We start from the raw sequence: 24,006 nt of genomic DNA on the forward strand, positions 1-24,006 counted from the left end.
CCTTTCTAGATTTCAATACTAGAATCTAGTTCGCATCGGCAGGTAGTCAAGGAGGTGCGACATGAGCGGGATCGTCGAGGGTCGCGTGGTGATCGTCACGGGCGCGGCCAGGGGCATCGGGCGCGGTCACGCGCTCGAGTTCGCCCGGCAGGGCGCGAAGGTCGTGGTCAACGACCTGGGCGCGGAGGTCGACGGCACGGGCTCGTCGGACGCCGCCGCCGCGGTGGTCGAGGAGATCGAGGCGCTGGGCGGGGAGGCGATCGTCAACGGCGAGGACGTCTCCGACTTCGACGGGGCGGCCCGGCTGATCCAGGCGGCCGTCGACCACTTCGGCGACCTGCACGTACTGGTCAACAACGCGGGCATCCTGCGTGACCGGATGCTGGTCAACATGACGGCCGAGGAGTGGGACGCGGTCATCAGGGTGCACCTGCGCGGGACGTTCGCGCCGCTGCGGCACGCGGCGGCCTACTGGCGGGCCAAGGCGAAGGCCGGGGAGCGGGTGGACGCGCGGATCATCAACACCACCTCGTCCTCCGGCATCTACGGCAATCCTGGGCAGGGCAACTACGGCGCCGCGAAGGCGGGCATCGCGGGCCTGACGGTCATCGCGGCCAAGGAGCTGGAGCGTTACGGCGTGACCGTGAACGCGATCGCCCCGGCGGCGCTCACCCGTATGACGGAGAACCTCGTCCCGACCGGCGCCGGCTCATCGGGCGCCGACCCCGACGACATCGCGCCGCTGGTGGTCTGGCTGTCCAGCGCCGAGGCCAGGGGCGTCACCGGGCGGGTGTTCAACGTACGGGCGGGGGTGATCAGCGTGGCCGAGGGCTGGCACGCCGGTCCGGCCGTCGACAAGGGTGGCCGGTGGGACCCGGCCGAGCTGGGCGCGGTCATCCCCGCCCTGGTCGACAAGGCCGCGCCCAACGCGCTGACCAACGGCCAGATCCCTGGACGGGAGAGCTGACCGATCTCTTGGCGGGAGAGCTGAACGTGGTGCGCCGCGTGTGGTCGGGGTGATCAGCCCTCTGCCAGGACCCTGAGTGGGTCGAGGCGGCGGATCAGCGTCATCGCCGCCTCGATCACCTCGCGGGCGGCGTCCTCGGTGTCGCTGGTGGCGACCTCGCGGGCCGCCTCGCCGATGATGCTGGTCAGCGCGGCGACGGTGAACCGGTCGAGCGGGTCGGCGCCCGCGCCGAGCAGCACGGCGTTCTGGCGTACCCACTCCCGGCCCCGGGTGCGGCGGACCAGCTCGAAGCCCGGCGGTCCGTCGCCGTCGATGAACAGCCGGACCAGGTCGCGCCGCTCCCACGCGCCCGCGAGGTAGGCCCGCGCCCCGGCGATGAGCAGCTCGACGGGGTCGTGGACGCCCGCCTGCTTGGCCCGCGACACGCTGGCGGCCGCGGCCTCCTCGTGCGCCGCCTGGTGGTCCTCGTAGAGCGCGAGGAACAGCTCGGTCTTGCCGCCGAAGTGGTGGTAGAGGCTGCCGACGCTGGAGCCGGCGCGGGCCACGACCTCGGAGACGTTCGCCTCGGCGAAACCGTGCTCGCTGAAGACCTCGCGAGCCGCGGTCAGCATGCTCTGGCGGGTCTGGGCCGTACGGCTCCACTCCCACGACGACTTCCGTGCCATGGGTCCTATCGTACCGGGGCGAATTCTAGAATTTGATTCTTGACAGGAACGCGTCCCGGCTGGCTTCCTAGAGGAACGTTCTAGAAATTGGGGAGGCGGTCATGGACTTCTCGCTCAGCGCCGAGGAGCGTCAGATCCGCGACACCGTGCGCTCCTTCGTCGAGAAGGAGATCATGCCGCTGGAGCCGGAGGTCCTGCGCAACGAGCGCGAGGGCCGCCCGGCGCTCGCCCCGGAGGTCCTGCGCGACCTGCGGGCCAGGGCGAGGAAGATGGGCTTCTGGGGGATCAACACCCCCGAGGAGTACGGCGGCGCCGCGCTGGGCCCGGTCATGTCCGCGATCATCGTCATGGAGCTGGGCCGGACCTTCGTCCCGTTCATGTTCGGCGGCAGCGCCGACAACATCCTCTACGCGGGCACCCCCGAGCAGCAGGCGCGGTACCTGCTCCCGACGATCGAGGGCGAGCGCCGCTCCTGCTTCGCGATCACCGAGCCGGGCGCGGGTTCCGACGCGCGCAACATCCGTACCCGCGCGGTCCGTGACGGCGCCGAGTGGATCATCAACGGCGAGAAGACGTTCATCACCGGCGGCAGCGAGGCCGACTTCGTCATGGTGTTCGCCGTGGCCGAGCCGTACGGCGTGACCTGTTTCCTGGTCGACCGCGACATGGGCTGGACGTCCGAGCCGATCCCGACCATGGGCGAATGGGGTCCGGCGTCGCTGGTGTTCCAGGACGTGCGGGTGCCCGAGGAGAACATCCTCGGCGAGCTGGGCAAGGGCTTTGAGCTGGCCATGCAGTGGATCGGCCAGGGCCGCTACATGATCCCGGCGCGGGCCATCGGCTCGGCCGAGCGCATGCTGGGCATGGCCATCGACTACGCCAAGATCCGCAAGTCGATGGGGCAGACGATCTCCGAGTACCAGGCGATCCAGTGGATGATCGCCGACTCGCAGGTGGAGATCGAGGCGGCCAAGTGGCTGACCCTGTACGCGGCCTGGCGGGTGCAGGAGGGCCTGGACGCCCGGCACGCAGCGTCGATCGCCAAGCTCAACGGCGCGGTCATGGCCAACCAGGTCGTGGACCGGGTGCTGCAGATCCACGGCGGCATGGGCTACACCAAGGAGCTGCCGATCGAACGCTGGTATCGCGAGCTGCGCCTGCTGCGCATCTTCGAGGGCACCGACGAGATCCAGCGCCGTACGATCGCCCGCAATCTGATCAAGGGACACGCCCGCTTGGGCACCATTGGGGAGTGATATGTCGGTCGAGGCGCTGTTCAACCCGGGATCCATCGCGCTGGTCGGCGCCACCGACAAGTCGGGGTGGTCGATCAGCACGCTGCTCAACCTGCGTACGTACGGTTTCGCCGGGCCCGTGTACCTGGTCAATCCGCGTGGCGGGACCGTGCACGGCGAGCCCGCCCACCGGAGTCTGGCCGAGGTTCCGGCGCCGGTCGACCTGGCCTACGTCATGGTGCCGACGGGCGCGGTGCTGGGGGTGCTGCGGGAGGGGGCCAAGCTGGGGATCCGGTGTTACGTGATCCTGACGGCGGGCTTCGGGGAGGCGGGGCCTGAGGGTGCGCGGCTAGAGTCGGAAATTTCGGCTTTTGCTGAGGAAAATGATCTGACGATCCTGGGGCCGAACGGGAACGGCTACATCAACGCCGCCGCCGGCATCACCCCGTACGGACTGCCCATCCCCCAGCCGCTGCTGCGCGGATCGGTGGGCGTGGTGCTGCAGAGCGGCGCGCTGGCCAGCTCCGTGCTCGGCTTCGCGCAGGCCCGCAACGTCGGCATCAGCCTGCTGACCTCGATGGGCAACGAGTCGGTCGTGAGCGTCACCGACGTGGTCGACCATCTCGTGGATGATCCCGCCACCAAGGTGATCGCGCTGTTCCTGGAGACGATCCGGGATCCGGCCGAGTTCTCCCGCGTCGCCAGGCGGGCGCTGCTGGCGGGCAAGCCGATCGTGGCGCTGAAGATCGGCCGCAGCAGGCTCGCCTCCCACACGGCGCAGGCCCACACCGGCGCGCTGGTGGGGGACGACGACGTCATCGACGCGGCGCTGCGGCAGCTCGGCGTGATCAGGGTCCGGTCTCTGGAGGACCTGGTCATCACGGCGGGGCTGCTCGCCTCCGTGGGACCGCTGCCCGGGCGGCGCGTCGGCGTCGTCACGCCGTCGGGCGGCGCGTCGGAGATCATCGCCGACCGGGCCGAGGACGAGGGTCTGGAGCTGCCGCCGTTCGCGCCGTCGACGGTGGCGCGGCTGGCGGAGATCGTCCCGTCCTTCGGCACCGTGCAGAACCCGCTCGACGTGACCGGTTATGTGCTGATCGACCGGACGCTGCTGGGCCGGGCGCTGGAAGCGGTGACCGCCGATCCGGGGATCGATCTGGTCATGCTGCTGTCGGAGCCGCCTCGGGTCGCACCGCCCGACCCCGCTCCGGCCTTCGCCCTGTACGCGGCCAGCGCCCGGCGGATCGCCGAGTCGCCGGTGCCGGTCGTCGTGGTGAGCAACGTGCTGACGGATGTGACGGAGTTCGGCCGGGCGGTGCAGGAGGAGACCGGGTTTCCGTACGTGGTGGGCGGGATCGAGCACGGGATGTCGGCGATCGGCGCGGCCGTCCGCTGGTCGGCGGCCCACACCCGCGCCCTCGCCGACCCGGCCTTGGGCGGAGCGGCTGCCCTCGCAAGTGAGGAGGCGGCCTTGGTCGGGGCTGCCGGGGTGTGGGGGGAGCATCGCGCCGCTGCGCTGCTGGCTTCGGCTGGGGTGCCTGTCGTGCCGTCGGAGCTGGTGGGCGATGAGGTGGCGGCGGTCGCGGCGGCGGAGCGGTTCGGGTTCCCGGTGGTGCTCAAGACCGCCGCCGAGGGCTTGGGCCACAAGAGCGACCTGGGCGGCGTACGGCTGGGGCTCTCCTCTCCCGACGAGGTACGGCAGGCGTACCGCGACGTGGTCGCCGCGCTGGCGGGGGAGACGGCCGCCCTGGTGCAGCCCCAGCGCGACGGCGGGGTGGAGCTGCTGGTGGGCGTCGTGCGGGATCCCGCCTGGGGCCTCACTCTGGCTGTGGGACTGGGCGGGATCTGGGTGGAGGTGCTGCGTGACACTGCCCTGCGGATCCTGCCGGTGGACGCCCGTTCGGTGCGGGAGGCGCTGACGGAACTGCGCGGGGCCGCGTTACTGCGAGGCGTGAGGGGTGGTGAGCCCGCCGACCTCGACGCGGTGGCCGAGGTGGTGGCGCGGGTGGCGGCGTTCGCGGAGTCACTGGGGGACCGCCTGGAGTCGCTGGAGATCAACCCGCTGCTGGTCAGGGGATCCCATGTGGAGGCTCTGGACGCGCTGGTGACATGGCGCACCTGACGGGACGGCAGGCGTCCGTCATGGCAGCCGGGCGGGACCGCGAACGTCCGTCATGGCAGCCGGACGGGACTACGGATGTCCGTCACGGAGGCCGGTTCGGCAGGGCCGGGTCGGTCATGGCAGCCGGTTCGACAGGACCAAGGTGGCGGCGGTGGCGAACATGCCGCCGTTGCCCAGCACCACGCTCACCTCCACCCCCGGCACCTGGGCGGCGGCCTCCCCGCGGAGCTGCCGGACCGCCTCCTGGATGGCGAACATCCCGTACATCCCGGTATGCGTGTACGAGAGCCCGCCCCCGTTGGTGTTGAGCGGCAGCCGACCGCCCGGCGACGTGTGCCCTTCGGCGATGAACGCCCCCGCCTCCCCCCGTCCGACGAAGCCCAGATCCTCCAGCCCGTAGATCGGCACGTGCGCGAACGCGTCGTACACCATCACATGGTCCACGTCCTCATGCGAGATCTTGGCCTCGGCGAAGGCCGACTCCCCCGACAGCCGGAACGCCTTGGACGAGGTGAAGTCCTCCATCTGCGAGATGATCGGCGAGTCGGCCGCCTCACCCGAGCCGAGTAGGTGGACCGGCTCACGCCTGGCCCGATCCTCGGAGGTGACGATCAGCGCGCCGCCCCCGTCCGTCACCAGACAGCATTCCAGCAGGTGGAACGGGTAGGCCACCAGCCGAGACGCCAGCACGTCCTCGACCGTGATCAGCTCCCGGTACATCGCGCGCGGATTGAGGTGTGCCCACCGCCGCTGCGCGACCGCCACCTCGGCGAGCTGCTCGTGCGTGAGCCCGGTCTCCTTCATGTACCGCAGCGCCGTCAGCGTGAACAGCGTCGGCGGCCCCGCCACCCCGTACGGCAGCTCGAACTGCCCCAGCAGCGAGTCGGCCCCCATCCCGAACCGCGCCGCGCCGACCCGGGACCGTCCCGACTCACCATGGGTGATCAACACGGTGTGGCAGAGCCCGGCGCGGATCGCCGCGGCCGCATGCCGTACATGGAAGAGGAACGACGACCCGCCCACGCCGGTCCCGTCGAGCCAGGCGGGGGTGACGCCGAGCGCGTGGGCGATCTGTACCGGCCCCGGCGTGCCCACGGTGGCGAGGCCGTCGATGTCGTCCTTGGTCATCCCCGCGTCGGCGAGCGCGTTGCGCGCGGCCTCCAGGTGCAGCCCCATGGTCGAGTGGTACGGCAGGCGGCCCACCTCGTCGGTCTCGGCCGCGCCGGCGATCACGATGTTCATGCGGTGGCTCCAGCCGGATTCATGCGGTGGCTCCAGAGTGGCTACGGCCGGTCGCTTCAGGGTCGCTCCGACCGGTCGCTTCAGAATCGCTCCGGCCGGTCCCTCCAAGGTCGCTCCGACCGGCCTCTTCACGATCGCTCCGGCCGGTCTCTTCAGCCGGCTCGAAGAGCGGCACGCACACGTCGCCGCGCCGCTCGAAGACCACGCGGAGGCTCAGGTCGAGCGGCAGGTTCTCGGGGACGATCTCGACGCCGACGATGTTCGTCATCATGCGTACCCCTTCCGCCAGCTCCACGACGGCGATCGCGTACGGACCGTCGTCCTCGAAGCCGGGCGCGGGACGGTGGTTGATCACGTACGAGTACAGGGTCGCGCGGCCACTGGCCCGCACCCAGTCCACGTCGGCGGAGCCGCAGTGCGGACAGTCGGGGCGTGGATAGAAGTAGTGCCGCGCGCACGCCCGGCAGCGCTGGATCCTGAGCTCTCCGGCCGCCGTGCCGTCCCAGAAGGGCTGCGTCTCCGGTGTGGGCCTCGGTGCGGGCTTCATCAGCCTCCCCAATCTAGTTCTAGAATGACACTCTAGATTTGGATTCGGGCGAACCTCAAGGGCTGGGGATTCCGTTGCCGTTGCGGCCACGGCCGTCAAGTACGTCGTCCAGCGACGGCCGGTGCTCCGTGCCACGGGGACCCGCCTGGGCCAGCTGGATCAGCACGCCGTGCGCCTCCTTGGGATGCAGGAACACCTCACGCCAGCGCTGGTCCCGGACGTTCAGGCCGTGGAGCCGGTAGCCGCGCTCGGTCAGCCTGGCCACGGCGGCGTCGAGGTCGTTGACGTGGAAGTTCAGGTGGTGGACACCGCCTCTGCCGCGGGTCGGCTCGAAGAAGCTGTCGAAGAAGTCCGAACCGGCCAGCGGCTCCATCAGCTCGACCTTGCCGCCGCCCTCATAGGTGAGCTGCAGAGTGCGGTAGCCGCTCGAACGGTTATCGCCACCGCCGCCCAGGTGACGGCCCCCGAGCAGGTCGCGATAGATCGGCAGCAGGTCCCGGATACGCGGCGCCGCCACGGCCGTGTGATCGAAGGTCACCTCTAGCCCGTCCAGTTCCAGGTCCACACTGACTCCCTTCCTAGAATTCGATTCTAGATCTTAGCGGAGCGTCCCGCACTCTTGACGTGGGGCGTTGTGAGGAGCAGCATTTCAGAAATGAATTCTAGAGCTACCTTCTAGAACTCATGACGGGGGCCTGTACGACGAGAGAGGCGAGTCATGAGACTGTCCTACGTCCGCGAACTCGACGAGTACCCCACCGGCGCCCGGCGCATGAAAATCCTCACGATGGCCGTGCTCGCCATCCTCATCGGGTCCTACGAGGCGCAGATCGCGCCGGTGGTCCCGCTGCTGCTCAAGGACCTGCACATGACGCTGGCCACCTACGGCGCCGTGTCGGGCGCCGCCGCCATCGCCGGTGCGATCGCCTCCATCCTGGGCGGACGGCTCACCGACCGGCTCGGCCGGGTGCGACTGCTGGTTCCCCTGATGATGCTCACCGCCGTGTGCTGCTTCGTCATGACGCTCGTGCACAGCCCGCGCGACCTGCTGCTCGCCCGCATCCTGCTGGCGTTCGTGGACGGCGTGGCCATGGCCAGCACCGCGCCCCTGGTACGCGACTTCTCACCGCGGCTCGGCCGGGCGCAGGCGTTCGGCTTCTGGACCTGGGGACCGGTCGGCGCCAACTTCCTGGCCGCGGCCATCGCGGGCTGGACGCTGCCGATCTTCCACGATTCGTGGCGCTCGCAGTTCGTCATCATGGGCTGCTTCTCGCTGGTGATCTCGTTCGTCATCGCCTTCAACATCGCCGACCTCTCCCCCGAGCTGCGGGCCAGGATCCAGCACACCGAACAGGCCGCCACCCAGGTGGTCGACCTGAGCCAGCCGGCCCGCCTCCGCTCGCTGTTCGCCAGGCGCAACATCTGGGCGCACGTGGTGGGGATCTCGCTCTGGCTGGTGCTCTACCTCACGCTGTCGTTGTTCGGGCAGACGATGCTCGTCGGGGCGCTCGGCATCAGCACCGCTCAGGCGTCCACCATCATGGCGGCGTTCTGGAGCCTGAACCTGATCACACTGATCATCACCGGACGCCTCTCGGACCGCACACAGCTGCGCAAGCCGTTCTCACTGGGCGGCACGATCGCCGCGGTGCTCGTCACCGCCTACCTCGCCGTCTCGCTCGGGCAGGAAAGCGTCTCGACGGGCACACTCATGCTGGTGGGCGCGCTGCTCGGCGGCTCGCTCGGCGTGGCGTACGCACCCTGGATGGCCAACTACTCCGAGGACGCGGAGGACGCCGACCCGCGGCTGCAGGGCACGGCTTGGGGGCTGTTCGGGTTCCTCACCAAGGGCATCGCCGTGATCGGGCTGGTCGTCATCCCTCGGGTGGTCGAGGCCACGAACTGGCAGATTTGGCTGTTCATCTCTCTCGGCTGCCTGATCCTGTTCATACCGGCGATCGTCCTGTTCAACGGCCCATGGCGCCGCTCCGCCCGCACCCCTGTCACCGTCGCCCTAGAGTCGGCCGAAGGCTGACAGCCCCCCTGAAGTCGGCTGAAGGCCGACCGCCCTCGGCGGGCCGAAGAACCGATCTAACTCGGGAACCACCGAAAGCCGGCCACCCTCGGCGGGCCAAGCGACGACCGCCCTGGGCCGCAGGGATGGCCGCATTCGGGATGCCCAAGATGGCCGTCCCTGGGGGCGAAGGGTGGCCGACCAGGGGAGGCCGAAGACGACCGAGCTGTCCGCCGAGCTCGCCAGGATGCTGCTGGCGCCTGCCGCCTCCTGGACGGCTAGCGTCGTATCCACGGGGTCGGGTCAGCACCCAGACGGCCGACTATACGCACGTCACGGCGCTCAGCCACCTCCACCGGAGGAGCGTGCCCCTGGACAGACCCCAGCCACGCACAGAGGGTGGGGCCCACCGGGCCTGCCGTAACAGGTAAGAGAACGCCCAGCCACGTCCAGCGGCACACGCCCCGCACGGGGCACGCGACACACCGGGCTAGGCCTAAACCAACGGAAACAGCCCGTCACCGCCAACAACCCACACCCCGGGCGGCCCGAGCCCGGCCCGCCCGCCGTCCTCGCGCGCCAGCCGAGCCTGACCGCGCGGAGCGACACACCTCAGAAACGCCCGACCACGTCCAACGACACACCCCGGTCCCGTACGGCGGACGAGCCGCCAAGATTCACCGGCCACTGATGACCGCAGACGTCCGGGCGCTGATGACGGCGGATGTCTGGGGCCAGGAGTGTCGAGGAACTCGTGCGCTCCCGGCCGGGGGCGCACGTTAGTCGCGGTCCCGGCCGAGGGCGGACATTAGTCGCGGTGGAGCTTGCGGTAGGTGATCCGGTGGGGGCGGGCGGCGTCCGCGCCCAAGCGCTCGATCTTGTTCTTCTCGTAGTCGGCGAAGTTGCCCTCGAACCAGAACCAGTTCGACCCTTCCTCCCACGCCAGGATGTGCGTGGCGATGCGGTCGAGGAACCACCGGTCGTGCGAGGTGATGACCGCGCAGCCCGGGAAGTCGAGGAGCGCGTTTTCCAGCGAGGAGAGCGTCTCGGTGTCGAGGTCGTTGGTGGGCTCGTCGAGCAGGAGGACGTTGCCGCCCTGCTTGAGGGTGAGCGCCAGGTTGAGGCGGTTGCGCTCACCGCCCGACAGAACTCCGGCCTTCTTCTGCTGGTCTGGCCCTCTGAAGCCGAACGCCGCGATGTAGGCGCGGGACGGCATCTCGACGTTGCCGACCTTGATGTGGTCGAGCCCGTCGGAGACGACCTCCCAGACGTTCTTGTTCGGGTCGATGCCGCCACGGCTCTGGTCAGCGTAGGAGATCTTGACGGTGTCGCCGACGACGATCGACCCGCTGTCGGGCGTCTCACTGCCGGTGACCATGCGGAACAACGTGGTCTTGCCGACGCCGTTGGGGCCGATGATGCCGACGATGCCGTTGCGCGGCAGGTCGAAAGTCAGCTTCTCCATGAGCACCCGGTCGTCGAACCCCTTGGTGAGGTCCTCGGACCTGATCACCGTGGTGCCGAGACGCGGGCCCGGCGGGATCTGGATCTCGTCGAAGTCGAGCTTGCGGTGCTTGTCGGCCTCGGCCGCCATCTCCTCGTAGCGCTGCAGACGCGCCTTGCTCTTGGTCTGGCGGGCCTTCGGGTTGGAGCGGACCCACTCAAGCTCGTCTTCGAGCCGCTTCTTACGCTTGACGTCCTTCTGCCCCTCGACCTTGAGGCGCTGCGTCTTGGCCTCCAGGTACGTGGAGTAGTTGCCCTCATAGGCGTAGGCGCGGCCGCGGTCGAGCTCCAGGATCCACCCGGCGACGTTGTCGAGGAAGTAGCGGTCGTGGGTGACGGCGAGGACGGTGCCCGCGTATTTCTCCAGGTGCTGCTCCAGCCACTGCACACTCTCGGCGTCGAGGTGGTTGGTGGGCTCGTCGAGCAGCAGGAGATCGGGGGCCTCCAGCAGCAGCTTGCACAGGGCGACACGGCGGCGCTCACCACCGGACAGCGTGGTCACATCGGCGTCGGGCGGCGGGCAGCGCAGGGCGTCCATGGCCTGCTCGAGCTGGCTGTCGACGTCCCACGCGTTGCGGTGCTCAAGCTGGTCCTGCAGCTTGCCCATCTCGGCGAGCAGCTCTTCGCTGTAGTCGGTGGCCATCTGCTCGGCGATCGCGTTGTAGCGCTCGAGCATCTCCAGCGTCTCGGCGACACCCTCCTGGACGTTGCCCAGGACGGTCTTCTCCTCGTTGAGCGGGGGCTCCTGCTGGAGCATGCCCACGGTGAAGCCCGGCATAAGTTTGGCGTCGCCATTGGACGGCTGCTCCAGGCCGGCCATCATCCGGAGCAGCGTCGACTTTCCGGTGCCGTTCGGACCCAGGACGCCGATCTTGGCTCCGGGCAGGAACGACAGCGTGACGTCGTCAAGGACAACCTTGTCGCCGTGCGCCTTGCGCACGCGCTGCAACGTATAGATGTACTCCGGCATGGCATCTAGCTTAGGGGCTCTCGACCCGGGCTTCCGCCGCTCCACCGGACGGTCATGAGACGGCAGGCGCCACATCGGATAGTGGGCGATCTCCGGCGACAGTTTCGGTCGTCGGGATCCATGCCCGGTGACGGCCTCGGTCGTCGGGACCCATCCCCGACACCAGCTTTATGCGCCGGAACCCATCCCCGCCAAGAGCTCAGGTGAACGACCAGAGTCCGTTTCGCCATCGTCCACCGCCGCGTTGCGCAGTCGGCCGTCTGGAACCTCTTCCTATCAGCCGTACGTGCCACCTGACGATCAGTGTGGCCGGGCTCCACAGGGTGTCGGCCAATCGGCTGCGGCGTGATCCCGAACTCGGGTCGTCGCCACGGAGGACCTCGTCCGCCGCACCACAACCCGAGATCGGCGCACCGCACCCCAACTCCTTGGGGTTGTCGGTACGGGTGATCGTCGACGGATCGGCCAGGCCACGGGTGAGGTCGGCCACCCCACCCGGCTTCACCGGCTGGATCGCATCGCCGGACACACCCCTGGCCGACCGCTGACGCGCGGAGCCGCCAGCACGGGCTGCGCGGGGTGGCCATCCGGCCGTTCAACGTGGCAGGGGCGCGGCATCCCGGCGAGCATCCCGTCCAGGGCGGGCCGACCGTCCTGCTCACCGGACGCGCCCCTGGCCGACCGTTGACGCACCGGACAACCCCCTAACTGACCGTTGACACACGCGACGCGCCGCCCTCCTCACCGGACATGCCCCTGGCCGACCGATGGCGCGCGCGGGATGCCGTTCTCGACGAGTTGCTTGTGCACTTCGACCAGGCGACTCGACGCGCAAATGGTCAGATCAATCGAAGGCGGCGCACTCCTGTCATGGTCGGCGCGGGCATGAAGTCCACGGGGTCGTTCGGATCGGTGCGCAGGGGGTTGAACCGGTCGAGCAGGATGTTCAGGGCGACCCGTCCCTCCAGCCGGGCCAAGGGGGCGCCCAGGCAGAAGTGGATGCCGCGGCCGAAGGCGAGATGCGGGTTGGGGTCGCGACCGGGGTCGAAGACGTCGGGGTTGGGGAACTGCCGAGGGTCTCTGTTGGCCGGTCCGGGCCAGACCATGATCAGTTGGTCGGCCGGTATCGTCACGCCGCCGAGTTCGGCTTCGCGGGTGGTGGAGCGGCCGAGGGCGGCGAACGGGGTGAAGAAGCGGAGAGATTCCTCGATGACGGCCGGGACCAATTCGCGGTCAGCCCGTACCTTGTCCTGCTGCTCGGGAAAGGCGTCCAGGCAGAGCACCGTGTTGCCGAGGAGCATTGTCGTGGTGATGTGTCCAGCGAGCAGGAGGATGATCGCGAAGTTGACCACCTGGACGTCGGGAAGGCGTTCGCCGTCCACCTCGGCCTCCACCAGCCTGGTGAGCAGGTCCGCACGCGGCTGCCGTTTGCGCTCTGCGGCATGGCCAGCGAGATAGGCGGACATTTCATGCCAGGGTCGTAGTGAGGCCTGAATGTCCGCGTTCTGTTCTTCTGTGGGCTTGGAGAGTGAGATCTTGGCGTCGCGCTGGAACAGCGCATCGGCCCACTGTTTGAACAGGGCGCGATCGCTGCTGGGCACACCGAGCAGTTCGGCGATGACGATGACCGGAAGCGGGTAGGCCAGATCAGTCACGAGTTCCAGCTGCCCGCGTTCTTGCGCCTCGTCGAGCAGTTCATGGGTGAGGGCGGCGATCCTCGGCTCGAGATCCGCGACGACCTTACGGGTGAAGGCGCTGCTGACCAGCTTGCGCAGCTTGCCGTGCTCCGGCGGGTCGATCTGGGTGATGAAACCCTCCATCGAGAATTCCTCGGCGGCAGGCATCAGGCTCTTGGGAATCACCCGCATGGTGTCGGAGGAGAACGTCGCCGGGTCCCCGAGGACCTCCTGTAGCTCCGGGTAGCCGTAGACGTTCCACATTCCGATGTCGGCGTCGTACTCGACCGGCTGACCCGATCGCGGCCCGTGCAGCCAGAAGTGCTGTTGGGGGATGTTGTACCTCTCGACGATGTCGGCCATCGCCTCTCCCTTGGTAGTGGATCCGTTTTCGGTTGGGGATCAGTTCTTGAAAGATCGAGATGTACTTCCCTGGCCACCCGGGGACGGCCCGAGGTCAGGTAGATGCGGCCATCTACATACGGCCGCCTGTCTCTCCCCGCTGCGGCGAGCACCTCAGCCGGGAAGACGCGTGCAGCTGCATCCGTGCTGGATCCCGGCGCGCGACGTCGCGGTGGACTCCGCGACGATCTCCGTGGACATGCGCGGCGAGAGCGATTTCGTGACATCGGCGCGCTTAGAGCAGGGATCGGTTTTCGCTGGCCACGTTCAGTAGCGCTGACACAGGACGCCTGGGGCCGATAACGGACGTGGTAGCGCCGTACCGGGATCTTGTGGAAGTGCGTGGGCCCTGTGGTGGTACGTGAGTCCTGTGGTGGTGCGTGGGCCCTGTGGTGGAACGTGAGTCCTGTGGTGGAACGTGAGTCCTGCGGTGGAACGTGGGCCCTGCGGTGGTGCGCAGATCCTGCCGTGGTGCCGGAAATATATGGAAATACGTTGATCTTGCAGCAGTGCCGTTAACGTGCCTAAGTGCGTTGATCATTCATTAGCGCCGCTATTGTGCGTTGGCGCGTTGATCGTACGTTGGCGAGCGGATCACGCTTTGGTGCGTGGGTCGCGTGGTGATGCCGCGAGCCTGAGGAAATACGTTGGTCCCGTGGCGGTGCGTGATGAAGGGCACATGCGCTACGCATCCGAGGTAGGGGTTCCATCGCTCACGTAGTGGTCGCTGAGGATCCTCCGTGGCGAACGACTCTCTCTCATCCCCACAGGTAGAGGATGTCGACAAGTGTTCAGGTCACCCCCTCATCGGTATGCCGCTGAAGTGGACCCTTTCCCGCGTTCATTTAGCGCTCCGATCCTCGTGACCCGACTTCTCGCGATAGTCCTGCCAGCGCAGAAGGAACTCGTTCGTGTCGTGCTCAATGAAGGCGAAGAACTCCCGAGACTCCTCCAGCCGCGCTCGCTGGTCGGGCCGGCTCTCGCCGACGATCGACAACCCGAAGTCCAACGTTTCCAGGCCGAATCCCACCCCGCCCAGCTGAACCCTCAGGACGTGTTCCCATCCCCCGCCGGCTATCTGGTAACGGTGCTCACGGCTTGACGTGGGAACACGCTCGATCATCCCGGCGCCCTCAAGCTGTCTGGCCACCGTGCTGATCGCGGTCTTGCTCACGTCGAGCTGCGCGGCCAGATCAGTGAGCGACTGGTGCGAGGGGTCGCAGATCATCAGCCACGCATACACGCGGCCCATCGTCCGCGTCCCGCCCAAACGCTCCATGACCAGACCCATTCGGTCGACGAACTCGGTCTCCTGCGGCTCCATCTATGCGAACTCCGACGTTATCGTAAAGTACGTACTTGACGAAGTGTATGCATTGCCTCGCCGTGTAGCAACAGTCCGAAGGACGCATACAAAGCCCCCGGCTTGGGCGCTGGGCGCAGATTGCGGGCTGGAGGATTGCGGGTTCGACGTCAGATGGCGACCTCTTCAGGAGCACGCCAGGTAGCGGGCCGCAGAGGTCGAGCGCGACATCACACGGCAACCTTTCCAGGAGGACATCAGGTAGCACCCCGCTAAAGTCCCAATACGACGTCAAGCAGCAGCCTTCAGGAAGGGCGTCACGCCAGGAGGGCATCACGCGACGAAGCCTTCGGGAGGACGTCACGCAGCGGGATCTTCGGGAAGACGCCAGGCAGCGTGCTGCAGAAGTCTGGTGTGACGCCACACGACGACCTCCCCAGAAGGACATTGGGCAGCAGCCCGCCGAAGCCCCGCCACGACGCCAGGTGGCAGGCGGCAGGCCCATGACTCGGGATCAGGTGACGAGGGCTTCGGGAAGATGTCAGGCGGCGGGGTCTTCAGGGAGGGCGGGTGGAGGTGGTTGGACGACGGGGACGCAGACTCGGTCGCGGCCGAGTTCTTTAGCGCGGTACAGCGCCAGGTCGGCGGCGGCGAGGAGTTCGATCAGGTCGTCGCCGTGGACGCTCATCAAGGCCACGCCTGCCGAGATGGTGACCGAGATCATCGCGTCGTCCGCCGGGACGGACATGCGGCCGATGCAGTAGCGGAGGCGTTCGGCCACTCGGCGGGCCTCGTGGATGTCGGCGCGCGGTAGGAGGACCACGAACTCCTCTCCACCGAAGCGGCCCACCACGTCGTAGTCGCGCAGTTGGCTGCGGATAGTGGCCGCGACGCCGACGAGAACCTGATCGCCGGCCAGATGGCCATGGGTGTCGTTGACTCGTTTGAAGTGGTCGATGTCGATGATCAGGAGGGCGAGCGTCTCGCCGGTGCGGCGGGCGCGGACGATCTCGGTGTCGGCCTCTCGCTGCCAGGCGGCGGCGTTCAGCAGGCCGGTCTTGGCGTCGGTGCGGGCCGCCGCCTGGAGCTGGGCGTGCAGGAGGCTGCGCTGGAGGAGGACGACCGGCGGCAAGGCGAGGAGCAAGAGGGCGAGGTTGAGCCCGCAGGCGATCGCGACCGTGACGCCGAGGCAGAGCTCCACGACGTCAAGGAGCACGTTCTCCCTGTCCCAGAGCACCTCGCGCCAGGAGATGTCGGGGTTGGCGGTGTGTGCCGCGATCGCGATGAGGATGGTGTTGAGCAGGGCGAAGAGCACGGCGGAGCCGATCGCGCAGAGGATCGGGAGTCCGTTGCCCCGCGAGAGCACCGCCGAGTCGGGTACGAGCCAGTGGAACGTCACGGACGCCGTGCAGGCCGCCAGCCCGATGACCGCCGCACTGCACACCCGGCGGTAGAGGACCGTCGCACGGACCCGCCATTGCAGCAGGACCTGCAGCACTATCGGCGCGAACAGCGAGTAGACCGGCGGCAGCAGCAACGCCACCGGCAACCACCACGCGGACAGCAGGTCGCGGGAGACACCGGCGGGCATGCCCAGACGCCTGGTGGCCTCGATGCAGACCGCGCCGCAGCCCATGAGAGCGGCGAACGTCAGTAGCTGCGGCCACCGGAGTTCGGTAGATGTCGTGAAAAAGACGGTTGCGGCGAGATTCAGGATGACGATCCCGCTCAGGTAGTAAAGAAGCGGACGACGTTGTCCGAGCAGTGGCCAACGGCCGGCCAGCGTTGAAACACCGTTGCGAGGCTTGACCGAGGCGTGACTGGTCGCCGCCATCTCGTCCCCTCCCTGACTAACGATGTGTAACACATTAATTGCGGAGTGTGCGTTGCGCGATGGGAACCAACTACGTTTGACGTTGTGACCACATACGTGCTGTAGTCGGCGAATGACCCGCTCACTCCGCGAGTGGACCGTGTTGAAAGGAGCAGCCATGGTGCAGGGCGTGACCTGGACCTGAGAGACGCTCTAGCAATCTGACACCCCGGCAACACCATCGGCCGAATTTTCGGTGCCACCCCGTGGGGCTTCATGGCATCACCGCGTACGGCCGGTGACCCCTCCCTTCCTTCCCGCTCTCACCTGCGGGCGCATGAGCGGGCACCGGCTTGATCGACCGATGCTCCGCTCATGCGTGAGCCGTTGTGCAGCAGAGCCCGCTACGCCGCCGCTCGGTCCTGGCTCGCTACGCCGCCGCTGCTCGATGCTGGCCCGCTACGCCGTCGCCACTCGGTCCTCGCCCGTTATGGCGCCGCCTGGTCCTCGCCCGCTACACCGCCGCTCGCTCCTGGTCCGTTATGCCGCTGCTCGCTCCTCCGTCGGCCAACCAGCGTCCTCCGCCTCGGTCTCGTTGTCGTCGGCACCCAGGATCCGTACGGTCGCGCCGCCGCTCCTGCCTGCCGGAGACGGAGCACCTCGGGACTGGGACCGCGTCGACGCCGCCCTTGCTGACGTGACATCTGTTGACGCCGCAACTGTTGACGCGGTGCTGGTTAGTCCGGCGCCTGGCGCAGAGCCAGTTGATGCGGCACCCGTTGATACCGCACCTATCGACGCCGCAGCCATTGGCTCGGCGTGGGCGGGCGCGAGATCGGTTGACGAACCGCTGGTGGGCGAGGTGGCGCTCGGCGAAGAGGCGGAATGCTTGGTGTTGGGCTGCTTGGTGGCTGCGGGGCCGCTCCGCTTGGTGGCGGCTCCCGTAGCGGGGCTTTCGAGGGCGCGGGTGCTACGGGAGCCGGTGCCGAGCACGCTGGCGGATATCTGGTCCTTGATGCTGCGAGTCGGCGCATGCCCCTCCTCGGACGTGCCGCTCTCCTCGGACGTGTGGGGCGGTGAAGCCGGGTGGTTCTGCTGTGATGCCGTGCGGTCCCCCGGTACCAGAACTTCGTCTGCCAGCACCGGCCCGGTCGGCCTGGCCGCGGCGACGGCTGGCGGCTCCGCTGGACGGTCAGGGCCGCTCTTCTGCTCCTCCGCGACGCGGGGGGCGGAGCCTTCATCCATCCGGGCATCTACTCGGGCGGTCACCCGGGTTGTCGTGAGGCGGTCGGGGGCGGGCTTGGCGCCCATGGCCCAGTCCTGGGTTTCCTCGTCCAGGCGGTCGCGCATCTCCTTGCTCACCGAGCCGGTGCCGCCGCCGCGCTCCGGCTTGGCGAAGACGCCTGTGCCCCAGCGCAGGTCGTGGCCCACCGAGCTGGCCTCGACCTCGGGCATGAAGCGCCGGTCGCCCTCGGGGCCGAACTCTCTGATACGGAGTTTGCCGGAGACGACCACGGGCTGTCCTACCTGCACGGATTTGGCGACGTTGTCACCGAGGGCACGCCAGCAACGGACCGCGAAGCACACTCGCTCCCCGTCGGCCCACTGTCCGGTCCTCTTGTCGAAGTAACGGTGGGTGGTGAGCACCCGGAGTGAGGTCACCCTGGCACCGTCGTCGAAGCTGTATTGGCGTGGCTCTGCTGCGACGTTGCCGGTGAGTGTGATGTAGATGTCGTTCATCCCGTTGCCTCCACTGTGGCGGGCGGGGTGCCCGCGGCCTGGGAGTACGGTGCCTCAGGTAGGCGTGGGCGGGCGGGGCCGAACGGGGTTCTGTGGATAGCGTCGCCTTGAGGACAGTTGCCTGTGGACGAAGCCACCTCTGAGGTGACTGCCCGTGGACAAGTCACCCCTGTGGGAACTGCCCGTGGAATGGGGCCATCCCTGGGACGGCTTCCCGTGGAGCGAGACGGTCTCTGGGACGGCTTCCCTTGGAGAGAGCCGCCCCTGTCGTAACTGCCCGTGCACGAGGCTGCCCCAAGACGGCTGCCCACGAAAGAGGCCAGGCGAGCGCCCCGAAAGCCGACCACGCACAGCACCGCGAGAAAACCGACCGCACTCAGCGCCGTAAGAGAAAAGCCATCCAGCCTACTGAGGACTCAGCCGGACAGCCCACGCATGGCGCTGTAGAAGGCGTGGTGGCGGCTCAGTTCGCGTTCCACCGGCTCCACCACCATGGTCTCCGACACCGCCGCCACCCGACGGCGCATCTCCCGTTCCAGGCGTTCGCGTTCCCTCGATGCCCCGAGTACGACGAAGTTGCGTGACGCGATGCCCGACAGTGCCCCCAACCCCAGTACGGAGGCCATCATCAGCCCTACCCAGGGCAGCGCGGCGCTGTCGCCGAGCAGTTGGAGGGACGGGGGGAGTTGGCCGGGGACGGTCAGCCCCACCGCCAGCCAGGCGAGTCCGCCGATGAAGGCGCCGACCAGGAAGTACTGCCAGATCTTCAGGATCCGCCACCAACCCGGCACCCGGTCGAGCTCCGGCGCGACCTCCGTGAGGTCCTCGGTCAGCACCTTGGGCAGCTGGCTGGAGCGGGAGCGGGCCGCGCGGTGCACCGCCGTACGCCACACCGGGTGCATCCCGACCGACAGCCCGTCGGCGAGTGCCTGGACGGCGTTGGACACCTCGGCGGCCTGCGCGCTCACCGAACCGGTCGTGATGCCGCGGATCTCGTCGCTGACATCCTCCAGGCGCAGCGACTTGAGCGGGTCCGGACGGAACTTGGCCAGCCAGCGCGGGTACGGCCAGCCCACCCAGCGGCTCGACCGCTCGGCGTAGACGTTCTCCATGGCCTCGCCCACGGCCGGAACGCCCACGGCGTCGCAGAGCGCGTCCGTCAGGCCGAGCCTGCGGGCCTCGTCGACCGACGCCGGCGCGGAGAGGGCCTCGCCGACCGGCATGGTCTCGGTGAGACGCCGCTCCAGCCGGCGCAGGTCGGCTTCGATCTTGTGGATGGCCGCCCGCCGCCGGGAGACCGCGCCCGAGATGACGCTCTTGAGGCTGTCGATGCCCCGGCCGCTGACCGCCGAGGTGGGTACCACGCTGGGATGTTCGACGCCTTCGCGGCGGAGCAGGTCGTTGAGGTCGATGACCAGCTCGGCGAGCTCCTCGGTGGACAGCTTGTCGGCCTGGTTGAGCGCGAACACGGTCATCGCGTCGTGCCCGGCCAGGTCGGTGACGTAGCGCCGGTGCGTGGAGGCGTCCGCGTACTTCTGCGGGTCGAGCACCCACACCACCAGGTCGGCCAGGCCGATGAGCCGGTCGGCCTCGGTGTCGGTGAGTGCCCGGATCGAGTCGTGGTCGGGCAGGTCGAGCAGGATCAGCCCGTGGAGCTGGCTCTCACCCTTGTCCAGCGCGCTGGCGCGGGCGAAGCGGTGGCGCCACTGGATCTGCAGCCAGTCGAGCAGCGGCGCGGCGCCTTCCAGCCCCCAAACGCAGGCGTGGGTACGGGCCGTGGTGGGCCTGCGTACGCCCGTCGGCGAGAGCTCCAGCCCGGAGATCGCGTTGAACAGCGACGACTTCCCGCTGCCGGTGCCACCGGCAAGGGCGACCACAGTGTGCTCCGACGACAGCTTGAGCCGGTCGCCGGCCCGCGTCAGCAGCGCGCTCGCCTCGGAGAGCACCTTCTGGTCGAGCCGACCCGGCCCGAGCTCAACGACCTTGGTCAGGGCGGTCAGCCGCGGAGCCAGGCCCGGCCTGGTGGTGACGGCGGTCATCGAGCGACCTCGAGGTTGTACGTCGCCTGGTAGAGGCGGGTCGCGGTGGACTCGTCGGGTATCCCGGCCGAGTCGAGCGCTTGCACGTAACGCATGGATTCCTCGTCGAACAGCATGCCGATCCTGGCTCGCAGGTCACTGAGCGCCTTGGCGCCGATGCCGCGCAGCGACTCGGCGCCGAGCAGGGCATTGACCAGCCGGTGCGGCAGGCCTTCGACGGTGCCGCCGCTGAACATCGCAACCATGAAGATCAACGATAGCGAGTCGGCATCGAACGACACGAACTTGGACACCGACCGCTTGGCCACACCCTCCGTGCGTACGAGCTCCGTCACGTGCTCCTGCCAGGCGGAGATGGCCCGGGTGGCATGCCGTACGAGCTCGTCGGAAGGCCGTTCGAGGCCCGCCCCGATCGTGCCGCCCACCTCCGAGCGGTGCCGCCAGCGGGCGACCACCTCCTCGGCGGCGCGGTGGGCGGCGGCGACGATCACCGACTCCAGACCGGCGCGCAGCGCCGCGCGGAACGCCGTGACGCGCTCGGGCGCCTGCCTGCTCGACCTGCCCCGCTTGCGGAACTGGATCGTGCGCATGAGGTCGCCGGACCCGGCGAAGTCCTGCCAGCGGGCCAGCACCTCACCGTGGACGAGCATGCCGTTCCTGGTCGCCTTGTCGATCTCGGCGAGCGCGCTCATGTAGGCCGCCTCCACGTCCGCGCGCAGCTCGGTGCGGAACGCGACCTGCCCCTCCAGATGCCTGGCCAGGGCGGGGACGCGGGTACGGAAGCTGTCGAGCACACCGTTGAGCGTCTCGTGTACGGCCTGCGCGCGGCGGTCCTCGTCGACGGAGAGCTCGGCCAGCCAGAGGCGCAGATCGGTCATCTCATGATCGGGCAGCCTGCCGTCGACGACCTTCGTCTCGCCGATGACGAACCGGTCGACCTCGCCCAAGCCGTATTCGGTGAGCATCCGGATGAAGTGCTTCAGTACGACCTCACGCGCCTTCGGCTGGACCCGTGAGAGCACGATGGCCAGCCGGGCACCGCGCTCCTTGGCCAGCCGCAGGAGGTTCCAGGCGGGGGCGTCGGCGTAGCGGGCGGCGGTGGTCACGAAGATCCACAGGTCCGCGGCGTCGAGCATGCGGTGGGCGATCTCGTGGTGCTCCTCGACGACCGAGTCGATGTCGGGGGTGTCGAGTAGCGCGACGCCCTGCGGCAGCTTCTCGGTCGCGACCACGACCAGGCTGCCGATGCCGTCCTCGGGCGACGGCTTGTCGATCCGCCGCATGCCGCCGAGCAGGTCGCCCTTGGTGAACCACTGCCGGTCGTCCGGGTGGCAGACCAGCACGGGGATGCCGGTGGTGGGCCGTCGTACGCCGGTGCGGGAGATGTTCTTCTCGGCGAGGGAGTTGACCAGCGTGGACTTGCCCGCGCCGGTCGAGCCCGCGACCACGATGAGGGCGGGCGCGGTGTTCGTCCGTACTCGCGGGAGCACGTAGTCCTTGAGCTGGGCGAGCAGGTCGGCGCGGGCCTGCCTGGCCTCGGCCGCGCCCGGCAGGTCCAGGCCGAACCGCAGGTCGGACACGCTCTCGCGGAGCGCGTCGAGCGCCGCCGTCAGCGCGGCGACCATCTCGGGGGGCAGCGGCTCGACCCGCCGGGCGGGGGGCCGCTCAGCTGCGGCCTGCTCCGCGCCGACGGCCTCCGCAGGCTCCATGGGCTCGACGGGCGACACGGCCTCATCGTGTACGGCCTGCGCGTCGTCCGAGTCTTGTACGGCCTGCGGGTCGTCCGAGTCTTGTACGGCCTGCGGGTCGTCCGAGTCCGGTTCGGCGGCCTGCGGGTCCGGGAAATGCCACGCGGACGGCTCCGGGCGGACATCCGCCGATCCCGCAGGCTCGTCCTCGGCAGACTCGCCGGTCTCCGCAGGCTCGACCCGCGCCTCCGGCTCATCGAGTGTCAGGAACCCGGCCGGTTGCTCAGGTGCATTGGTCTCCGCGAGCTCCGCCCGTGCCTCCGCCTCGTCGAGCGCCCTGAGCCAGGCCGGCTCCGCGGGCTGGTCGGGCCCTGCGAGCTCGGCTGATTCCGCGAGCTCGGCTGATTCCGCAGGCTCGGCTGACTCCGCAGGCTCGGCTGACTCCGCAGGCTCGGCTGATTCTGCGGGCTCCTCGTCAGACAGAGCCTCACACTCCTCCGGTTCCGCCCGCACGTCAGGCTCCTCGTCAGCCGACTCGTCCGACTCGGCCTCCACCTCCGGCGCTTCCGGTTCCGACGCGCCGGCGTCGCCAGCGTCAGACGGCGTCTGAGGCCCGTCAGGGGGTTCCTCGGACGATGCGTCAAGCCCCGCCGGCTCGTCGGGAGACTCTCCGGCCGGAGACGGGGCCTCCTCCGCCGAGGAGGCCGCCGCCGGCGCCGCGGACTCGTCCGTGAAGGCGCGGAAGCTCAACGTCTGCTCCCCAGGCGACTCCTGCCGCCCGTCATCCATGGCCGTGTTCACGGCAGACGCTCCGCTCTGACCATCTCGACCTCCTGGCCGACCCTTACGACGTCGCCGACGATGACGATCGCCGGCGGCCGTATACCAGCCGCGGACACGCGGTCGGCCACGCTGGAAAGTGGAGCCACAACCGCCCGCTGGGTCGGAAGAGTACCGTCCTGTACCACCATTACGGGAGTCTCCGGAGGGCGTCCATCTCTCAGGAGTGCCTCGGCCACTTTCGCCAGCCTCTCGACGGCCATCATGAGCACCAGCGTGCCCTGCGAACGGGCCAGCCCCGGCCAGTCGACGGTCGACCGGGCGTCGTCCGGCGCGACGTGCACGGAGATCACGTGAAACTCCTGGCTGACCCCGCGATGCGTCACCGGGACCCCGGCCGAGGCGGGCACCGCCACGGCGCTGGTGATGCCGGGAACCACGAGCACCGGGATGCCCGCCTGGGCGCAGGCGATCATCTCTTCGCCGCCGCGCCCGAACACGAACGGGTCGCCGCCCTTGAGCCGGACCACGAACTTGCCCTGCCTGGCCCGGTCGACGAGCAACTCGTTGATGGTCTCCTGCGACAGGGACCTGCCGTAGGGGACCTTGGCGGCGTCGATGAGCTCGACGTCGGGCGCCAGCTCGTCGAGCAGGGCGCGGGGCGCGAGCCGGTCGGCGACCACGACGTCGGCCTGCGCGAGGAGCTGCCGGCCGCGCACGGTGATCAGCCCGGGATCGCCGGGGCCGCCGCCGACCAGGGCCACTCCGACGGGCTTGGTGCGGCTGCGGCGGGCGTCGACCGTGCCGTCGCGCAGCGCGCCCACGACCGCGTCCCTGATGCCGGCCGCCCTGCGCGGGTCGCCGTCGGCGGTCACGGCCACGGTGATCTCGTCCACCCGCCCGGAGGCGGGCGTCCAGGCGGCGGAGGCGTCCTTGTCGTCGGCGCGCACGCACCAGATCCGCTTGGCCTCGGCCTCGGCCGCGACGGCGGTGTTGACGGACTTGTCGTCGGTGCACGCCTGGACGAGCCAGGCGCCGTCGCAGTCGCCGACCTCGTAGGGGCGGGCGTGCCAGGTGACCCGGCCGGTGGCGATCAGGTCGTCGAGAGCGGGGGTGACGCTCGTGGACACCACGGTGACCTCGGCGCCTGCCTCCAGCAGGGCGGGCACCCTCCGCTGCGCGACGCGCCCGCCGCCCACGACGAGGACCCTGCGCCCGGAAAGCCGCAGGCCGAGGAGGTAGGGGCCCATGCTGGGGAATCTCCCGTTCGCGAAGCTTGGTGTGTTAAGAGGTAAACCTA

General features: G+C 69.0%; 16 protein-coding genes. 4 read left to right on the plus strand and 12 right to left on the minus strand.

Going from position 1 to position 24,006, the window contains the following annotated elements; translation table 11 throughout:
- Nucleotides 1-61: 61 nt before the first annotated feature.
- The gene (locus ACGFJ2_RS11390; RefSeq protein WP_357953571.1) at nucleotides 62-967 is read left to right on the plus strand and encodes an SDR family oxidoreductase; all 906 of its coding nucleotides are present in this window, start codon (nucleotides 62-64) and stop codon (nucleotides 965-967) included.
- Nucleotides 968-1,020: 53 nt separating this feature from the next.
- Here the strand turns inward: ACGFJ2_RS11390 and ACGFJ2_RS11395 are convergent, their stop codons facing one another.
- Nucleotides 1,021-1,632 (minus strand): helix-turn-helix domain-containing protein, encoded by a 612-nt coding sequence (locus tag ACGFJ2_RS11395; protein WP_357953572.1) that lies wholly within the window; start codon nucleotides 1,630-1,632, stop codon nucleotides 1,021-1,023.
- A gap of 101 nt (nucleotides 1,633-1,733) precedes the next feature.
- On the opposite strand from ACGFJ2_RS11395, the gene ACGFJ2_RS11400 reads away from it, so the two are divergent.
- Both ACGFJ2_RS11400 and ACGFJ2_RS11405 read left to right on the plus strand, forming a co-directional pair.
- Nucleotides 1,734-2,888, plus strand: a complete 1,155-nt coding sequence (locus ACGFJ2_RS11400) for an acyl-CoA dehydrogenase family protein (RefSeq protein WP_357953574.1) — start codon at nucleotides 1,734-1,736, stop codon at nucleotides 2,886-2,888.
- 1 nt (nucleotide 2,889) lies between these two features.
- Nucleotides 2,890-4,989: an acetate--CoA ligase family protein gene (locus ACGFJ2_RS11405; RefSeq protein WP_393467141.1), complete on the plus strand. Its 2,100-nt coding sequence runs from the start codon at nucleotides 2,890-2,892 to the stop codon at nucleotides 4,987-4,989.
- A 114-nt stretch (nucleotides 4,990-5,103) separates the two neighbouring features.
- Here the strand turns inward: ACGFJ2_RS11405 and ACGFJ2_RS11410 are convergent, their stop codons facing one another.
- From ACGFJ2_RS11410 to ACGFJ2_RS11420, 3 genes are read right to left on the minus strand one after another with little or no spacing between them, the layout of a single operon-like run.
- Nucleotides 5,104-6,231: a thiolase gene (locus tag ACGFJ2_RS11410; protein WP_357953577.1), complete on the minus strand. Its 1,128-nt coding sequence runs from the start codon at nucleotides 6,229-6,231 to the stop codon at nucleotides 5,104-5,106.
- Nucleotides 6,232-6,250: 19 nt separating this feature from the next.
- On the minus strand, nucleotides 6,251-6,778 hold the full coding sequence (locus ACGFJ2_RS11415) for a Zn-ribbon domain-containing OB-fold protein (RefSeq protein ID WP_357953578.1): 528 nt from the start codon (nucleotides 6,776-6,778) through the stop codon (nucleotides 6,251-6,253).
- Between the two features lie 55 nt (nucleotides 6,779-6,833).
- The gene (locus ACGFJ2_RS11420; RefSeq protein WP_357953580.1) at nucleotides 6,834-7,343 is read right to left on the minus strand and encodes a VOC family protein; all 510 of its coding nucleotides are present in this window, start codon (nucleotides 7,341-7,343) and stop codon (nucleotides 6,834-6,836) included.
- A 153-nt stretch (nucleotides 7,344-7,496) separates the two neighbouring features.
- Between ACGFJ2_RS11420 and ACGFJ2_RS11425 the strand changes: the two genes are divergently transcribed.
- Entirely contained in the window at nucleotides 7,497-8,813 is a 1,317-nt protein-coding gene (locus ACGFJ2_RS11425; protein WP_357953582.1) for an MFS transporter, read from the plus strand.
- A 787-nt stretch (nucleotides 8,814-9,600) separates the two neighbouring features.
- Here ACGFJ2_RS11425 and ettA read toward each other — a convergent pair.
- The 8 genes from ettA to cobA all read right to left on the minus strand — a co-directional run bounded on the left by ettA (nucleotide 9,601) and on the right by cobA (nucleotide 23,956).
- Nucleotides 9,601-11,265, minus strand: coding sequence for an energy-dependent translational throttle protein EttA (ettA, locus tag ACGFJ2_RS11430; protein WP_225292519.1), 1,665 nt, complete (start codon nucleotides 11,263-11,265; stop codon nucleotides 9,601-9,603).
- Nucleotides 11,266-12,104: 839 nt separating this feature from the next.
- Complete coding sequence (locus ACGFJ2_RS11435) at nucleotides 12,105-13,304, minus strand: cytochrome P450 (RefSeq protein WP_357953585.1); 1,200 nt, start codon at nucleotides 13,302-13,304, stop codon at nucleotides 12,105-12,107.
- Nucleotides 13,305-14,184: 880 nt separating this feature from the next.
- Nucleotides 14,185-14,667 (minus strand): MarR family transcriptional regulator, encoded by a 483-nt coding sequence (locus ACGFJ2_RS11440; protein ID WP_357953587.1) that lies wholly within the window; start codon nucleotides 14,665-14,667, stop codon nucleotides 14,185-14,187.
- A 520-nt stretch (nucleotides 14,668-15,187) separates the two neighbouring features.
- Nucleotides 15,188-16,480: a GGDEF domain-containing protein gene (locus ACGFJ2_RS11445; RefSeq protein WP_357953589.1), complete on the minus strand. Its 1,293-nt coding sequence runs from the start codon at nucleotides 16,478-16,480 to the stop codon at nucleotides 15,188-15,190.
- 519 nt (nucleotides 16,481-16,999) lie between these two features.
- The gene (locus ACGFJ2_RS11450; protein ID WP_357953591.1) at nucleotides 17,000-18,199 is read right to left on the minus strand and encodes a single-stranded DNA-binding protein; all 1,200 of its coding nucleotides are present in this window, start codon (nucleotides 18,197-18,199) and stop codon (nucleotides 17,000-17,002) included.
- A gap of 416 nt (nucleotides 18,200-18,615) precedes the next feature.
- Nucleotides 18,616-20,238 carry an ABC transporter gene (locus ACGFJ2_RS11455; protein ID WP_357953593.1) on the minus strand — a complete coding sequence of 541 codons (1,623 nt, stop codon included), beginning with the start codon at nucleotides 20,236-20,238 and terminating at the stop codon, nucleotides 18,616-18,618.
- Nucleotides 20,235-22,727: a dynamin family protein gene (locus tag ACGFJ2_RS11460; protein WP_393467151.1), complete on the minus strand. Its 2,493-nt coding sequence runs from the start codon at nucleotides 22,725-22,727 to the stop codon at nucleotides 20,235-20,237. Before ACGFJ2_RS11460 ends, ACGFJ2_RS11455 begins: the two co-directional genes overlap by 4 nt.
- The gene (cobA, locus tag ACGFJ2_RS11465; RefSeq protein ID WP_393467154.1) at nucleotides 22,724-23,956 is read right to left on the minus strand and encodes a uroporphyrinogen-III C-methyltransferase; all 1,233 of its coding nucleotides are present in this window, start codon (nucleotides 23,954-23,956) and stop codon (nucleotides 22,724-22,726) included. Before cobA ends, ACGFJ2_RS11460 begins: the two co-directional genes overlap by 4 nt.
- Between the last annotated feature and the right edge of the window lie 50 nt (nucleotides 23,957-24,006).

The sequence above is a fragment of the Nonomuraea sp. NPDC049028 genome (assembly GCF_043197735.1).
Lineage (GTDB): Bacteria > Actinomycetota > Actinomycetes > Streptosporangiales > Streptosporangiaceae > Nonomuraea.

Bases quoted from the DNA above. Each gene is read 5' to 3' on its own strand.
- ACGFJ2_RS11390 (WP_357953571.1), top strand. From the start codon at position 62: ATGAGCGGGATCGTCGAGGGTCGCGTGGTGATCGTCACGGGCGCGGCC.
- ACGFJ2_RS11395 (WP_357953572.1), bottom strand. From the start codon at position 1,632: ATGGCACGGAAGTCGTCGTGGGAGTGGAGCCGTACGGCCCAGACCCGC.
- ACGFJ2_RS11400 (WP_357953574.1), top strand. From the start codon at position 1,734: ATGGACTTCTCGCTCAGCGCCGAGGAGCGTCAGATCCGCGACACCGTG.
- ACGFJ2_RS11405 (WP_393467141.1), top strand. From the start codon at position 2,890: ATGTCGGTCGAGGCGCTGTTCAACCCGGGATCCATCGCGCTGGTCGGC.
- ACGFJ2_RS11410 (WP_357953577.1), bottom strand. From the start codon at position 6,231: ATGAACATCGTGATCGCCGGCGCGGCCGAGACCGACGAGGTGGGCCGC.
- ACGFJ2_RS11415 (WP_357953578.1), bottom strand. From the start codon at position 6,778: ATGAAGCCCGCACCGAGGCCCACACCGGAGACGCAGCCCTTCTGGGAC.
- ACGFJ2_RS11425 (WP_357953582.1), top strand. From the start codon at position 7,497: ATGAGACTGTCCTACGTCCGCGAACTCGACGAGTACCCCACCGGCGCC.
- ettA (WP_225292519.1), bottom strand. From the start codon at position 11,265: ATGCCGGAGTACATCTATACGTTGCAGCGCGTGCGCAAGGCGCACGGC.
- ACGFJ2_RS11435 (WP_357953585.1), bottom strand. From the start codon at position 13,304: ATGGCCGACATCGTCGAGAGGTACAACATCCCCCAACAGCACTTCTGG.
- ACGFJ2_RS11440 (WP_357953587.1), bottom strand. From the start codon at position 14,667: ATGGAGCCGCAGGAGACCGAGTTCGTCGACCGAATGGGTCTGGTCATG.
- ACGFJ2_RS11445 (WP_357953589.1), bottom strand. From the start codon at position 16,480: ATGGCGGCGACCAGTCACGCCTCGGTCAAGCCTCGCAACGGTGTTTCA.
- ACGFJ2_RS11450 (WP_357953591.1), bottom strand. From the start codon at position 18,199: ATGAACGACATCTACATCACACTCACCGGCAACGTCGCAGCAGAGCCA.
- ACGFJ2_RS11455 (WP_357953593.1), bottom strand. From the start codon at position 20,238: ATGACCGCCGTCACCACCAGGCCGGGCCTGGCTCCGCGGCTGACCGCC.
- cobA (WP_393467154.1), bottom strand. From the start codon at position 23,956: ATGGGCCCCTACCTCCTCGGCCTGCGGCTTTCCGGGCGCAGGGTCCTC.